This is a genomic window from Methylobacterium sp. 275MFSha3.1 (assembly GCF_900108435.1).
In the GTDB taxonomy this organism is placed as follows: domain Bacteria; phylum Pseudomonadota; class Alphaproteobacteria; order Rhizobiales; family Beijerinckiaceae; genus Methylobacterium.
Genome location: NZ_FNWP01000016.1, coordinates 115,679 through 129,759, shown reverse-complemented (window position 1 = coordinate 129,759; position 14,081 = coordinate 115,679). Strand labels below are relative to the sequence as shown.

Here is a 14,081-nt window from a genome sequence, read left to right as displayed (position 1 = left end):
CGTGACAACGTGAAGCGATCGCCGTGTTTGGTCTCGCGCGGCGTGTCCGCTACTTGAGCGACTTTATTCGCAAGCAGTAGGGCTGCTTTCAGCCAGATTCGGTCGCCGACGACGACGCCAGGAACGTCTCGGTCGGGTGGATTTCCGCCTGACCGCTTTCGAGCGGTTTAGCGATGAAGCAGACATCGCCGTTGCGCCCGATCTGAGGCCTGCAGCAGTTGCAACTTCAGGATGTCGCTTCAGCGCACCGCGCCCGGCTCGTGGATCGGGCAGCGGTTGAATCGCTCGCGGAACTCGGCCGAATGCCGGTAGGGGGCGTTGCGGGCGCGGTTGATGTTGCCGAGAGGTCGGTGCGCTGCGAGGCCGGTCCACACGCTGAAGCGCATCTCCTCGTCCACCGCTTGGACCCGGGCAGGGTCCCAACTGTCCTGCGGCTGAACCCGGACGATCCCGACCCGTTGGAACGGTGCCTCGTCCTCCTTCCACTCCACCGTCGGGTCCTCGACCGGCTGGCGTTCGAGGTCACGGCAGAGTTGCACGCGGAATTCCCACTCGCCGGCGATGCCGATCATCTCAGACTGCACCGTCTCGCGGATGGCGTTCGGGCGGCCGGAGGCGTCGATCTCAGTGCCGGTCAGGGCGGTCAGAGCCGGCGCGACGGGGGCCAGCGAGAACTTGGCGATGTAGTCGCCGTACCGGAACGGGGTCAGACTGTAATAGGTCTCGCCGAGCGGATCGACATTGGGCGCGCCGCCCAGGGAACCGATGGTGGGGCTGTCGATGCCCACCGCGTGCAGGGCCTTGTTGACGCCCCGCAGGACCGTGGAGGCGGCCACCTTCAGCCCCTCGGCGCGGTCCGTGGTACCGGCCAGCAGCTTGAGGCTGCCCAGAAACTTCTCCGTGTTCGGCGCCTGGAACACCTTGCCGTTGACCATGATGAAGTTCTGGGTCGTCCCCTCTGCATCCGGCAGGCGCTCGCCCTCGACGTCCAGCACCTTGAGGGCGACGCCGCGGGGCAGGGAAACTGCGTCGGGGAGGATGTCGCCGGCGTTGGTCGACAACCGCATGTAGACCTTGTGCTTGCCGGGCGTGGCGAACAGGCCCTGGGCCAGTTCGGGGGGCAGTCCAGCGTCCACCGTCAGCGTCCCCTCCAGGATACCGTGCGACTTGGCATGGACCGATCTGACGGCATGTCCCGAATGATCGGCGACCGTTCGCAGGATCGTGTCGAAGGTCTCGTTCAACTTGTCGATTGTTGCCGCCTCATTGGGGCCGACTTGTTCGACGTGAGGGCTGTAGCGGACGGGCGCTTGCAAGTTCGATGGCTCCGGATGGGTGTGGCGCCGGGATGAACGACGTTCTCGGTGCGGCGTTCCCAAAGATGATCACGCGGTGGACAAGACGTACCGCGGAGGCAGAAGCCGACGCTTGAGAACGCCGGCTGTATTCTTCATTCGTCGCGGGCAAGCGCCCCTACAAAGTGGCGCTGCATTCGAGTGAAGACCAAAAAGTGCTCACCCTAATTCGATACCGTCCGCACCCGCCGAACCGGAACGACGCGACAGGTTGCGACATTGCGACCAGTCCGGAACCAGAGCCCGGTGGAGGGGCTTCTCCCGCGACAATCGCAATGGAAGCCACTTTGGTGCAAGCACACTGTGGCTAGAGGTCGAAGGGGCAGACCCCACAATGAACTATAAGACTCGCCCTAAGTCTTCCACTCCTCGCCTTCCTGGCTTGGCCCGTTTCGGCCCAGACCGCAGGCCATACGGCACGGGCGGTATTGATTCACGGCAACTACTGCGGACCAGGCAACAACGCTCCTGCGGCTCCGGTGGACGCGCTCGATGCGGCCTGCGCCCGACACGATGCATGCACCCCCGATGGCGGGTTGGCCACGAAGGCCTGCAACCTGCGCCTCCAGAAAGAGGCGGACGCCATCTCGCGCGACCCCCGGCAGTCGGACGAACTAAGGGCCATGGCAGGCTTGGTGTCAGCGGGTGCCTCGATGATGATGTCGGCCCGTGAGCCCGCGACCGAGACGGAGGTTGCTCGAAGCCAGGGTGGAAAGGCTTGGGCAGCGTACACCCGCTAGTCCCCACTTTAAGCCAATCGGTATCGTCGCGTCACGCATGCAGGCGCTGCCCCTTCAGTTGGCCGACGACGCCCGGCCTCTGACTTGTACCGTCTGCCCTTAGACCCTCTTCCGAGGAACGAGCATGGCCTATCTCCGCTACGCGCCAGACATCGAGACGCCCGCACCGGACGAGCAGAAGTCCATCGATGGGATCATCCAAGGGATGACCCAGCAGTCGCAGGTCGTCGAGAAGCGCGAGCACCGCGCCGTGCGTGCGAGCCACGCCAAGAGTTCGGCCTGCGTCGTCGGGGAGCTGGTCGTCCCGGAGAACCTGCCTCCGGAACTCGCACAGGGCCTGTTCGCCAAACCGGGGACGCACAAGGTGGCGGTGCGCTTCGCGCAAGGGCCCGGGGAGATCCTGGGCGACCGGGTGTCGACCCACCGCGGCATGTCGATCAAAGTCTTCGAGGTGCCCGGCGAGAAGCTGCCGGGCCACGATGTCGAGACCCAAGACTTCGTGCTCGCCACCGGCACGACCTTCCCGTCGGGCACGGCGGCGGGCTTCCTGCGGGACGGCACGGTCATCGGGAAATCGACGGGCCTGCCAGAGGGCGTGAAGAGCGCGGTCGCCGCCACGGCGCGCAACCTCAACCGCGTGCTGCACGCCTTCGGCACGGAGAGTGCCATGGCCGATTTCCTCGGCCATCCCTACAGCCACCCGCTCGCCGACAGCTACTTCAGTCAGGCTCCGATGCGGTTCGGCGACTACGTCGCCAAGCTTGGTGCAGTCCCGGCTTCGCAGGCGCAGCTGGACCTGGCCGAATGGCGGCTCGACCCGCACGGCGACGAGGACGGCTTTCGAAACGCGGCGGCGGCGTTCTTCCGCGAGTCCGACGTGGTCTACGAGCTGAAGGCGCAGCTCTGGGCCGATGCCGAGCGCCAGCCCATCGAGGATGCCTCGGTCGACTGGCCGGTCGCGGTCAGCCCGTACCGCACGGTGGCAACGCTCCGCCTGCCCCGGCAGGACGCCTATTCCCCCGAGCGGGTGCGTTACTTCGACGAGGTGATGACCTTCCGCCCCGCGCACAGCCTCGCGGCGCATCAGCCGCTCGGTTCGGTGATGCGGGCGCGGCTTCAGGTCTACCGAGCGCTGAGCGACTTCCGCCACCGGGAGAACGGTGTGACCGCCGAGAACACCGCCTCACCGGAGAGCATTCCGGCTTGACGCCGACCCCTTTCCGCCACGCACAGAGGAGCCAACCATGACCCTTCAGGGCAAGACCATCGCCATCCTGATCGCCCCTCGGGGGACGGAGGAGCCGGAGTTCACCAAGCCCCGCGAGGCGCTGCTCGCAGCCGGCGCGACCGTCACGGTGGTCGGGCTTGAGGCGGGCGAGGCCGAGACGGTCAACAACGACCTCGACCCGGCTGGGAAGTATCCGGTCGACAAGGTCATCGACGGCGTGTCCGCCTCAGACTTCGACGGGCTCGTCATCCCCGGCGGCAGCGTGGGGGCCGACAAGCTCCGCGGCAGCGAGGCCGTGGTCGGCTTCGTCCGGGACTTCTTCCAGCAGGCCAAGCCAGTCGGCGTCATCTGCCACGGGCCCTGGACGTTGGTGGAGGCCGACGTCGTGAAGGGGCGCAAGCTTACCTCTTTCCCGACCGTGAAGACCGACATCCGTAACGCGGGCGGTGAATGGGTCGACGCGGAGGTGGTGGTCGACAAGGGCCTCGTCTCCAGCCGCAACCCGAAGGACCTGCCGGCGTTCTGCGCCAAGATCGTCGAGGAGTTCGCGGAAGGGCGCCATCCGGAGCAGGCCCGCAGCGCCTGAGGCCGTCTCACGTCGGCTTCGGCATAGGCGAGCTCCGGCGCTCAAGCCGGTCGACCGAACACCACTTTCCCAGACTAGCAGCCGTTCGGTGCTGAAGCACACACCGGATGGCTGCTTTATGGAGCTCTGTTTCCTCACAGCAATGACTGGGTTGGGTCGGTAGGAGCCTGTCGGCTTTTCCGGCGTGTCGGCTCCTGAGTGGACCAGGCGACAACAGCCCAGAAGACGCAGGCGACGGCTCGGACAATTTGTCCGGAAGGTCTCAACCAGCGCAATTTTATCCGGGTGTCTCGCAAGCGCTGACAGATCGCTGTGAGGGTGTACCCGGGGGGGCTGGGGGCGGCCCTCGAGTGAGGCGATCAAAAACAGCGCAACGCTCATTCAAGCATCGTTGACATCCAATCCTGACGTATCATTCTGAGCAACGTCCGTTGCATAGAATGGTATGGTCATTCGATGACCCATGGCCGCTTCATCTCATACCTGCGCGTCAGCACTGATCGTCAGGGCCGATCCGGTCTCGGGCTAGAGGCGCAACGTGCAGCCGTCACCGACTATCTAAACGGCGGTGCCTGGACGCTGATCGCCGAGGTCGTCGAGATCGAGAGCGGTGCTAAGAGCGATCGACCTGAATTGGATCGCGCCCTGGCGCTCTGCCGGGCTCACCGCGCGATCCTCGTCGTCGCCAAGCTCGACCGCCTTGCCCGCGACGCGCACTTCCTCCTGGGCCTGCACAAGGCCGGCGTCGACTTCCTCGCCTGCGACATGCCTTCGGCTAATCGAATGACCGTCGGCATCATGGCCGTGGTGGCCGAGGAGGAGCGGCGGATGATCTCTGCACGGACGAAAGCGGCGCTTGCTGCTGCGAAGGCGCGCGGTCGCGTACTCGGCGGCTTCCGCGGTCGAGCCGGTACGGGTGACGATACAGCCCGAGCCCGCGCTGCCCTCCAATGCAACGCTGACGAGCGGGCGGCAGCACTAGCGCCTATCCTGAAGCGACTCGATCCCGACGGTACAGCCTCGCTGAATGCACTGGCGCGGGCGCTAACGGCCGAGAACGTGCCGACGGCGCGGGGGCGCAGCCTATGGACGCCGGTCGCCGTGGCGCGCCTGCGAGCTCGCCTCGTACCCGCTTCGCAACGGCAGGCCACGCTTTGATCTAATCCCGCAAGCCCGGGGCTTGGTCGTGGCCGCCCTACCCTGCCCCGACGCAGTCCTCGATCGACCATGGCTCAGTCGAATAGGCCGCCGATCGATGGCTCGTCTTCAAGCTCGCTCATTTCGGCGTCAAGCCGCGCCAGGTGAGCACGAAACCTCGCCCGCAGTGCGTCCAGCTCGGCTCGATCCGGCGTGGGCGCTGAGGGTGCCTCCTGCATGATCGTATGGAGCCAGTGCCGGGCTTCGCGTGCGCGGCGCCCAAACGTCCGATCGCGTTCGCTGCCCGGTTTGTGCGTGTTCCTCCATGCTTCCAGCCGCGCCAGCTCCTCGGCGGTCATGGCGGCGATCTCAGCGCGCCGCTGTCTACGTTTGCGAGCTTTGTGTGCGTCGCTACGCGGCTTGCCGGTCGGAAGGCCGTCTGGAAATCCCGGCGTGTGCCAGCCAGCTGGCCCATCGCCGCGTGGGGTGGCTCCCCCGTGGAAGCGGCAGCGGGTGCGCCCTTTCGCGGGAGTCTGTCGGCACGGCTCGCCGGTTGATCGGGCCATGGCACCACACATCGGGAAGGTTTCGCGCTCGGCATGGAAGCGCCGCAGCGCCCGAGCCCCAATGGACGGGAAGTCTGGCCGAACGGTGCGGCGTGAGCCACGTGATTCAGGACGCGTGCTCGCGGGGGGACGGCGGCGGCTCACGGCGTTCCTCCATGCGGTATGTCGTTGCGACCTCCACAGCCCCGATGGGGCATCCGATCCAGCGCCGGCAATGCCGCTCGCGTGCGCGCGAAGAAGTTCGGGAATGAAGGGGTCTGTGGAATATAAAGGTAGAAGAGAGAGGAAAGAGACATACCTATCGCGCACGCGAGCGGCATTGTCGGCGCCTCTTGGGCCTCAGACATCGCGAAGCTCCCGTTTCGCCGACAATGCCGCTAGCATTTGGGTGTGCGCTTGGGTGCGCCGCGCCTTCTCACGGTCGGCTCGTTCGGCGAACCGCACATGGATTCTCGGATCGATAGTCCACTTCGTCGGCCCGTCCGCGCTCATCTCAGCGACCGATACCCATCCAGCGTCCGCGAGCGCGCGCATCGCGGAGCGCGTAAGGTGCCGTTTGCCGCTGAGCGGCCGCCTCGCCTTCTCAATGTCTCTCGCCGTTACGGACAGGATGTCTGGTCGCGTGAGCAGATATCCGGCCACCTCGCGCGCCTCGACCGTCTCTTCCGCCGGCTCGCAGAACTCGCTGTAGAAGCGTAGAGCGTGGCGGACGAGGAACGCGACGAAGCGAGATGCGCGTTGCGCGGTCTCAGCGGTCACCTCGTGTCCCGACTCTGTCGACACCCCTCCCGTTAGATCCCAGGTGTCGAGCGCGTGGAACGTCAGGGCGATCCGGTAGATCAGCCCCTCCCATTTGGATATGTGGCCTTCCCAAGCCGCTGAAGCACCCGGCAGGCGACCCAGCGCCCGTACCCGCGTCCATGTCCCGGTGAGGATCGTGCGGGCCTCCGGCGAGAGCTGCACTGTACGCCCGGCCGCCGCGCGGAGCGCGAACATCCCTCGTACAGCTCGCTCGTACTCAGCTACCGCAGCACCGTCTGCGGGCACATCGAGCGGCGTCCGCTCCGCACCGTCATCTGTCACGAAGATCAGGCGCTGTAGGAAGCCGTCAGTGCCGAGGTTTTGCGCGTGCTGACGGATTTTGTCTGGCTGCGTCGAGGCGATGAGGCCCATCAGGGCACTGTCGGCTCGTGTGGAGCCCGTCATGCGATCGACGCTGATGTCGCCGCCATCGATCAGGCGAAGCATGGTGCTTCGATCGCCGTCGCCGTTGCGCTTATAGGCTCCGAAGCTGCCGAGAAACGCGAACAGCTCGTCGGGCGCGCGAATGATCCCGCACGGATTGTCTGCATGGATGCGAACCTGCTTCTCCAGGGTCGCATCATCGACCCAGAGCCGCCGCATGGGCGGTGCAGGTGGGAGTCCTCCGGCTGCCTCACGCTTGCTCTTCGCCGCCCGCACCATGGCTTCGCGAGCGGCCTGCTCCTGGCAGCTCTGGCGATACAGCTCGCGATCAATCTGTTTCACCGGTCGCAGTACCGCAGCGATTGTGGGCGACTTCTTACGACCGGGCCGGGCCACGATCACCACAGACAATGTGGCTGGCACGCTGAAGTCGGCGCTGTGTGCGTTCACCTGAAGCTTGAGCGCGTTGCCGATCGTACCGGCGAGGGCTGCCACGGCCGCGGTCGCGACGAAGCTCTCGGGCACGCCCATTTGGGTCGCGATGGTGCGCGCGATCCCGTCGACCACGCCCGGCAGGCTGCCGGCGGGCGGTGTCGACAGATCCGCCGGATCATCGTCGCCGAAGATGTCGACCAGCTCGCCGATCTCGCTGGCAGCCTTCTCACCCTCCCTTTCGCCGGCCACCTCGAACCCGTCCTCGATGGGCTCGAAGAAGTCCCCTGGCTGAGCGTCCGGCTTGACCCGAGCCAGAGCGTTCGCGACGGTTTTGCGCAGGTAGTACTCGGCCCGCCCATCGTCGCGGGCCTCGGCTTCCGCCTCGAACTTATCCGGTGAGTACGCCGCAATGATCGCGGCCACGTCGGCTGGTTCCGAGATGCCGGCCTGGATCACCGCGGCGGCAACGGCGTAGTCTCGCGCTGAGCGATCGCCCGGCATCGCTTCTGCTGCCAGGCATTTGTCGAGCTGAGGGCGCGCTGCTCGCGCACGCGTCAGCCGCTCCACCAACTCCGGATCCAAACGCTCCGGGGCTCCGACTGCCTCCCACGCAGCCGAGAGATCGAAATTGAGCTTGGCGGCGGTGGCCGCTCGGGCAGTGGCCGCTCGGGCAGTGGCCGCTCGGGCAGTGGCCGCTCGGGCGGTGATCGGAGGTGCCAGAATGGCGAGGTGGTCGAGCGTGTGCAGGCGCCGTGGGTCGTACACCTTGCCTAGCACCGGGGCGGACACGCGCTTGCGCGCCCGCTTCTTCGCGTTCGGCAGGTTGACGGTCCCGGGCATGCGGAACAGGTGCGAGACGTCGTGGGTGTTGTCGCCACCGTTGAGCAGCGCGAAGCCGCGCGCCTGCGCCTCCGCGGCTGCGATGGTCTGTGGCGTGGCCTGCAGCGATTCCCGCAGCAGCCACACTCCCTGATAGCCGCCGCCGCTGTCGATGACGGCGCTGGCCTCCTGTCGTTGGCGCCAGTCAAGCGCCTGATGCCAGAGTCTTTCCCGTTCCTTGCTCAGGCCGCCATCGTCGGCGGTGGGGTCGAAGTGCGGATCGCAATCGATGGCGATGCCGCGGATGCGCGCGATGTCCGCCTTGCACACGCGGCCATGCTTGCCCTGCTGTTGCTCCCGAGGGACTGGCTCGTTCAGTGTGAAGTAAAGATTGTGCTTGCCCTGGCGCGCCTCGATCCACCGGCTCAATGCATCGCGCTCGGTCGGCAGCGCGAAGGTCGCCCCGTGGCAGCCGCCTAACTCTGGATCGATCGCCGCGACCGCGAGAAGCCCTGAGCCAATCAGCGCTATGAGAAAGGCGACCGCCGCTTCCGTGTCCCAGGCTGGCAGGGCCGGCGCACGCATTTGGACTGATGCGGTGATTGCGGGCACGGGTGCCTGGCTACCGACCATTGGCAGGTGGCCGCTGCCGCTCTCCGGAGTGCTTGCGTCCATGATGAAGTTCCGGCGAGCGTTGTGTGGTCGGCACCCGGCCCGCGTGGCGGCGAGGCCGAGGCGGCGACTTTCTAAGGATGGGTGGGCTGCGCTCGAGCGCGGCGTGTACGGCGCGCTGCTGGAGCTGCGACTCTCGTCAGATCACGACTTGGATCGCGTGCAGGATCGACTAGCGATCGTTCGCGATGGTCGAGCGCTGAGTACTCGGCTCCTCACCGAAGGGCGGCGCGGGCCGCCTCGGATCGCTTCGCCCGAGCCGCAGCGCCACGAGTCCCAGGCCGCCAAGGCTCAGCGTTTTCGACCAGCGTTAGGACACCCGAGGTCTCAACGACGACCCGACCGGCGAGGCGCCGGAGTGTGAGCCGGCCGTCAGAAGCGAGGCGATAGATCGTGCTCCGCGACAGCCCGGTCACCTCGGCCGCCACATCCATCCGTAGATGAGGGCGCTTCTGCCACGGGATGGCGTCTGGACGTTCGCGGTGCTTAGCGGTTGGACGTGACATGCTACAGCCTGCCCTTGTCTGATCTGTCTGACGACAAAGAGACACGGCTTCGCATGGGCGTCACGGCGGGGCTAAAATGATTCTCTATCTGCCTGTGCGACAAGCATAATCAGTCGAAAGTCCATCTGCTATCTTTTCGGCGCTCTTCCCGCTTGCGTGCCTCGCTTCGGTCTCGCCGCAGCCGCCGCTTCACAGTCTCCTCCTTGATCTCGTTCCCTGTTCCCTCTGCCGCTAGTTGCTTCGCGAAGCCGGCTTTGTTGAAGCCGACCTCCATCTGAATGAAGCGCAAGATCATTGGCTTCAGCGCCACCGGCGGGCGCCCTCGTCTCTCGGGTTTTCGAACTGTGGGATCGCCAGAGCGGCTCGTTTCCGGGTCGTAGGACCGGCTTCCAGGTGGCCGGCCGCGGAGTTTGCCGGCCTTCGTCCACTTCTTCTTGGCGCGCTGCCGCTCCGTCACGCCGCGGCTCCATCGACAGGCTTCAGCGTAGCGACTGCGCTCGGCGCCAGCGGAGTGACGGCTCGACGGGCGATCTCCTCCGTCGCCTCAACGATGTATGCGGAGTAGTGGTCCTCGATCATCTGCACGCTGGTGTCGTGCAACGCCGCGACGAGTCTCACCGGCACGCCGGCGCTCAGTGCTCGTACGATCGAGCTATGTCGCAGGCACAGCATGACTGTCCCAGGAGGTGCCTCTGCGCGGGTTCGAGCCCTGTCCCAAAGGCGCAGCGCTGCTGAGGCTGTGGCCCAAGGCCCCCTATCAACCCGCTCCCAAGTAACGGGCCCGACCTGTCTATGCCGCCAATGGAGCAGGAGCGGCTCGTGACTGCGTCGGCCGGCAAGGGCGACCTGGAGCCGCTCGATCACGTCGGCTCCGACCGGCACGGCAATTGGCGTCGGGCGCTTACCGGCGCGGCCCTTGTTCGAGGGTGGCACCATGATCCGACCACGCGCGACCTGCACGTCGCCCACGGTGATCCTGGCGACCTGAGAGTGGCGAGCCCCGGTGGCTGCCATGACCAGAACGAGCCGCCCGAAATCACCGGTCTCGTCGACAGCAAAGGCCGCGTCGACAAGGCGGCGGATCTCAGCATCGGGCAGGACCTGCTTGCGCGCGCTCGACCCTGCCGAGTTCGCCTTCGTACCGGCACGGATCTCGGCGGCAAGAGTAGCTGGAAGCACGCGACGATGGTGTTCTGCGGCTGCGTTGAGCGCAGCGCGCAGGTCGTTCAGCAGCCGGTTGACGGTCGTGGGTTGCAACTCGCTCGATAGACGCTGTCGCCAAGTCCGGATGGTGCTCGCGTTGAGCTTCGCCAACTGCGTCTCGGCGAAAGCTTGATCGGAGAGGACGTGCTTTCCGAGGCGCTTCTCGGCGTCCTTCCCCGCTGTGGGGGCACGCTCTGAGCGAGTGGCGACATAGGCCCCGACGGCAGTGCGCACGGTCGGGACCTCGGCATCGTCCCCCTCCCCTTCACCGTCGAGACGACGTACCTGAGCGCGCGCCCAGTCGATGGCTGCCGTCACGGCAGCTGGGTACGAGAGGGCATCCGGATCCGAGCCAGGATCGTCAGCTTGGGCGAGGCGTTGCTCGACGCGGTTCCCATCGATCACCAGCTTGACGATCCAGGTACCCGGTCCTCGCGCTGGCTTGCGGTAGCCCAGGCTAACGCCGCCTCGGCCTCCCGAAACACCCTGCCAGCGTGGGTTCTTGGCCGACGGAAGCCGGACCCGCTTAGCGACGCTATCGAAGCTGCTAGGCTTTGCCATCGATCGGTCTCACAGAGCGTCTCACACAGACGGTGAGACCAATTATGATAGTGGGAGACGAAAAAAGCGAGTGCGCAGAGGGGAATGGGGTGTGCGCCTCTGTCCTCTTTGTCTCGTAGCGGCCCTTTCACGGCGAAAACACGGGTTCGATTCCCGTAGGGCGCGCCAATAAAATCAAGCGCTTGGCTGCATCTGGCGGCCTGCCTAGCTTCTCTTGGGAAAAATTCGCGGCGAAATGGCTCCTGCCGTGTACCCGTGGCTTGGCCTGTTCCTCATCGCTCTTTGATGCGCAGGCCGATTTCGCTGTTGCGGCCTTGCGCCCACTCTCGCAGCCTGATTTTCACCAACCGGCGGTTGCAGAGGGCCGGTGCAGGGCACAGGTCGAACCGCTTTGTCCCTGACTCTCGGCAATGCGGACGCACTTCTGCTTCCCCGTCCCCGGCTTCAGTCCCTCACGCGGGCGATGACCGCTACCGGGCCGCCGCCATCCGGCCCCTGATGCTCAGCGCCGCCGGAGACGAAGAGGTCCGTCCGGCCGATCGCCGCGGCGGCCACGCCGCCGACCAGGGCGCGGGCGTGCCGGGTGGCGTTGATGTCGCTGTCATCGTTCATGATGTGGCGCCGTCCCCGGATCAGGCCGTCATGGGAGGGCTCGGCTTTGGCGAGCAGAGCGATCACGCGCTCCGCCTCAGGAGGCGGCAACTGCCCCGCCTCCAGGAAGCCGAGGTCGGTGAGCACCCGCCGAATCGCGGACAGGTCGATGCCGTCGTCCATGACCCGGTGGGCGATGGCGAGCGGGCCGGTCCAGCCCTGGGCGTTGCCGAGCACGATGATCTCGTTGCGCATCAGCTCGATCCCCGCCGAGCAACTGGCGCGGCCGGAGAAGAGATCGCGTCGGGTGCCGATGGCGGAATCCGCGAGATGTTCGCGGTCGACCTCTCCGAGGGCGAGCGCGATGCCGAGCGCCGAGGCGCCGCGGGATAAGCCCATCGAGGCGTAGGTGTCGTGTGTGGCGACGCCGTGGCCCCGGGCGGCCGCCTCGGCGATCCGAGCGCTCGTCAGGAGCGGGCACTTCACCTGCACGAAATGCACGTCCGCGGGATCGGTGAGCCCCGCCTCTGCCATGGCCCGGCCGACCGCCGCCGCAGTCGCCTCGACCTGCGCCATCCGGCCGATCTCCTCCGCCCGGAACTCCTGGGTGAAGGCCGTGCCGATGGCGAGCGCCTTGCCCTCCGGCACCGCGGGGCCTTCACGCCGGGCGAGGACGAGGAAGTGCGGCGACAGCCCGCCTTCGGTGCCGCCGGACATGACGAGGGCGATCCGCGCTCCGACCTCCGCCGCCGTACAGCCGAGGGCGGTGGCGAGCGCCGTCTCCAGAGCCATCACCGCGAGCTGCCGGGTGAAGTCATTCACGCAGCCGTTGCCCTCGGTCTTGCCGAAGATCGCGACGATCTCGGTCGCGTCCACCGCCCCGGAGGCGACGAGGCCCATCACCTCGGAGACGTCGGCGGGATGCTGCGCGGGCACGCGGAAGACGAGGCATTCGGGCATGGGGGAACCGGGGTGGAACAAGAAGGGGCGCCGCCCTTCCACTGGGGCGATCCCGTCGTCTGTCCGCGTCCAGCGACGACAGAAACCGGCACGATCGGGTGGCCAGCACGGGCAAGCACAGACCGGACCATCTTCGGAGAATCCCCGAGCCTTCTACTGCGCGGGAGAAGCAACGCGTTGATCGGCTCCCGACGCCGAACCAGCAGGATGGCCCAATCTGTGGTAGAAGCAGATCGTCTCTAGACCACTCCATGCCGCCGTTCCGGTAGCGACCCTGGCTGTGTCGAAACCTCGGTGGTGGTAGCTTTGTCCGGCACGCCCGGGGGGGGCATGGAACGGTTCGTTGTCGGCGCCGAGCGCGATCAGACGACGCTGTTGCCACCTTATCTTGAGGATCGGATCGCCGAGGACAACCCTGTCCGGATCGTCGATGCCTTTGCTGCCTCAGGGGCACCCAAACGGAAAAGTGGCTCAGGGACCGAGGGGCGTGAGGCTACGAGTTATACCGCGTCTTCGTGGGCGCTACCGGCCTCCCGTCCCAGGCGAACCATGACCTCCCGCAGCCAGCGATGGGCGGGATCGCGGTCATAGGAGGCGTGCCACAGCATGGAGATGACGATCTCCTCGGTCGGCACCGGCACGGGGCTCGTCGCCAGGCCGAGCTGGGTCGCGAAGGTCGTGGCCAGCTCGTCGGCCATCGTGGCGATCAAGGGCGCGGCCTGCACGTGAAACGGCACGGTGGCGAAGCGCGGCGTCGTCGCCGCCAGCCTCCGCGTCCGGCCCACCTTCGCGAGCGCCTCGTCCACCACCGCCGGGCCGACGCCGGTCAGGTACGTCAGGATGTGCGGGAAGCGGACGAAGTCGTCGAGCGAGAGCGGACCGCTCACGCCGAGCAGCCGGGGATTGAACAGGCTCAGGAAGCCGAAGCGATAGAGGGGCCGCATCTTGTGGTGGACCTGGCCCTCGGAGATCATGCCGACGGCCATGTCGATCCTGTCGGCGTCGAGGTCCCCCAGCACGCTCCCGTAATCGAGGCCGACTAGGTGCAGGCGGATGCCGGGCGCCTCGCGTGCGAGGAACGCGAGCAGGCGCGGGATGAGACGTACCTCGACGCTGCCGGGGATGGCGAGCGTGAAGGACCGCTCGACCTGCGAGGGGACAAAGTCGTCCTCCCGGAGGACGATGCCCTGGAATTGGCGCAGGGCGGCGCGGACCGGCTCGACGAGGGCGAGCGACCGCGGTGTCGGGCGCATGCCGTCCGGCGTGCGCGTCAGGAGCTCGTCGCCGAGGAGCCTGCGCAGGCGGGCAAGGCTGCTGCTCATGGCGGATTGCGTGATGCCGACCTTCGCGGCAGCGCGCGTGACGCTGCTCTCGGTCAGGAGTGCGTCCAGCGCCACGACCAAGTTCAGGTCGATGCCCGCGAGGTCACGGTGCTTGATCGTCATGGTCAGGTCCGCCGGTGGCTCTCGACCATGGTCTCGGCGACCGGACAATGCGGCATCCGACCGAGCGAGACCATCAGGCTTCCGAGCTGCAT

11 protein-coding genes and 1 tRNA gene are annotated in these 14,081 nt (G+C 66.7%); 5 read left to right on the top strand and 7 right to left on the bottom strand.

Annotation, left to right across the window (positions count from 1 at the left end):
* Positions 1-239: 239 nt before the first annotated feature.
* Positions 240-1,316: a catalase family protein gene (locus tag BLW78_RS19570; protein WP_091681539.1), complete on the bottom strand. Its 1,077-nt coding sequence runs from the start codon at positions 1,314-1,316 to the stop codon at positions 240-242.
* A 416-nt stretch (positions 1,317-1,732) separates the two neighbouring features.
* Between BLW78_RS19570 and BLW78_RS31795 the strand changes: the two genes are divergently transcribed.
* From BLW78_RS31795 to BLW78_RS19550, 4 genes are all read left to right on the top strand, one after another.
* Positions 1,733-2,095: a phospholipase A2 family protein gene (locus BLW78_RS31795; RefSeq protein ID WP_091681537.1), complete on the top strand. Its 363-nt coding sequence runs from the start codon at positions 1,733-1,735 to the stop codon at positions 2,093-2,095.
* 124 nt (positions 2,096-2,219) lie between these two features.
* On the top strand, positions 2,220-3,302 hold the full coding sequence (locus BLW78_RS19560; protein ID WP_091681536.1) for a catalase family protein: 1,083 nt from the start codon (positions 2,220-2,222) through the stop codon (positions 3,300-3,302).
* Between the two features lie 37 nt (positions 3,303-3,339).
* Positions 3,340-3,909, top strand: a complete 570-nt coding sequence (locus BLW78_RS19555; protein ID WP_091681534.1) for a type 1 glutamine amidotransferase domain-containing protein — start codon at positions 3,340-3,342, stop codon at positions 3,907-3,909.
* 456 nt (positions 3,910-4,365) lie between these two features.
* On the top strand, positions 4,366-5,067 hold the full coding sequence (locus tag BLW78_RS19550) for a recombinase family protein (RefSeq protein WP_091681532.1): 702 nt from the start codon (positions 4,366-4,368) through the stop codon (positions 5,065-5,067).
* A 74-nt stretch (positions 5,068-5,141) separates the two neighbouring features.
* On the opposite strand, the gene BLW78_RS19545 is transcribed toward BLW78_RS19550, so the two are convergent.
* From BLW78_RS19545 to BLW78_RS19535, 4 genes are all read right to left on the bottom strand, one after another.
* Positions 5,142-5,405: a hypothetical protein gene (locus tag BLW78_RS19545; protein ID WP_091681530.1), complete on the bottom strand. Its 264-nt coding sequence runs from the start codon at positions 5,403-5,405 to the stop codon at positions 5,142-5,144.
* 546 nt (positions 5,406-5,951) lie between these two features.
* Positions 5,952-8,726: a DUF3987 domain-containing protein gene (locus BLW78_RS19540; RefSeq protein WP_091681528.1), complete on the bottom strand. Its 2,775-nt coding sequence runs from the start codon at positions 8,724-8,726 to the stop codon at positions 5,952-5,954.
* 612 nt (positions 8,727-9,338) lie between these two features.
* Entirely contained in the window at positions 9,339-9,686 is a 348-nt protein-coding gene (locus BLW78_RS30945; protein ID WP_139307699.1) for a hypothetical protein, read from the bottom strand.
* Complete coding sequence (locus tag BLW78_RS19535; protein WP_244491874.1) at positions 9,683-10,837, bottom strand: tyrosine-type recombinase/integrase; 1,155 nt, start codon at positions 10,835-10,837, stop codon at positions 9,683-9,685. The genes BLW78_RS30945 and BLW78_RS19535 overlap by 4 nt, the downstream gene beginning before the upstream one ends.
* 222 nt (positions 10,838-11,059) lie before the next feature.
* Between BLW78_RS19535 and BLW78_RS31435 the strand changes: the two genes are divergently transcribed.
* A tRNA-Ser gene (locus BLW78_RS31435) sits at positions 11,060-11,161 on the top strand.
* A gap of 276 nt (positions 11,162-11,437) precedes the next feature.
* On the opposite strand, the gene BLW78_RS19530 is transcribed toward BLW78_RS31435, so the two are convergent.
* Both BLW78_RS19530 and BLW78_RS19520 read right to left on the bottom strand, forming a co-directional pair.
* Entirely contained in the window at positions 11,438-12,544 is a 1,107-nt protein-coding gene (locus BLW78_RS19530) for a cyanuric acid amidohydrolase (RefSeq protein ID WP_026605312.1), read from the bottom strand.
* A gap of 500 nt (positions 12,545-13,044) precedes the next feature.
* Positions 13,045-13,989 (bottom strand): LysR family transcriptional regulator, encoded by a 945-nt coding sequence (locus BLW78_RS19520; protein ID WP_091681525.1) that lies wholly within the window; start codon positions 13,987-13,989, stop codon positions 13,045-13,047.
* Between the last annotated feature and the right edge of the window lie 92 nt (positions 13,990-14,081).

Excerpts from the sequence above, each read along its gene's own strand:
- BLW78_RS19530 (WP_026605312.1), bottom strand. The coding sequence starts at position 12,544 with ATGCCCGAATGCCTCGTCTTCCGCGTGCCCGCGCAGCATCCCGCCGAC.
- BLW78_RS19545 (WP_091681530.1), bottom strand. The coding sequence starts at position 5,405 with ATGACCGCCGAGGAGCTGGCGCGGCTGGAAGCATGGAGGAACACGCAC.
- BLW78_RS19540 (WP_091681528.1), bottom strand. The coding sequence starts at position 8,726 with ATGGACGCAAGCACTCCGGAGAGCGGCAGCGGCCACCTGCCAATGGTC.
- BLW78_RS19560 (WP_091681536.1), top strand. The coding sequence starts at position 2,220 with ATGGCCTATCTCCGCTACGCGCCAGACATCGAGACGCCCGCACCGGAC.
- BLW78_RS19520 (WP_091681525.1), bottom strand. The coding sequence starts at position 13,989 with ATGACGATCAAGCACCGTGACCTCGCGGGCATCGACCTGAACTTGGTC.
- BLW78_RS19555 (WP_091681534.1), top strand. The coding sequence starts at position 3,340 with ATGACCCTTCAGGGCAAGACCATCGCCATCCTGATCGCCCCTCGGGGG.
- BLW78_RS19550 (WP_091681532.1), top strand. The coding sequence starts at position 4,366 with ATGACCCATGGCCGCTTCATCTCATACCTGCGCGTCAGCACTGATCGT.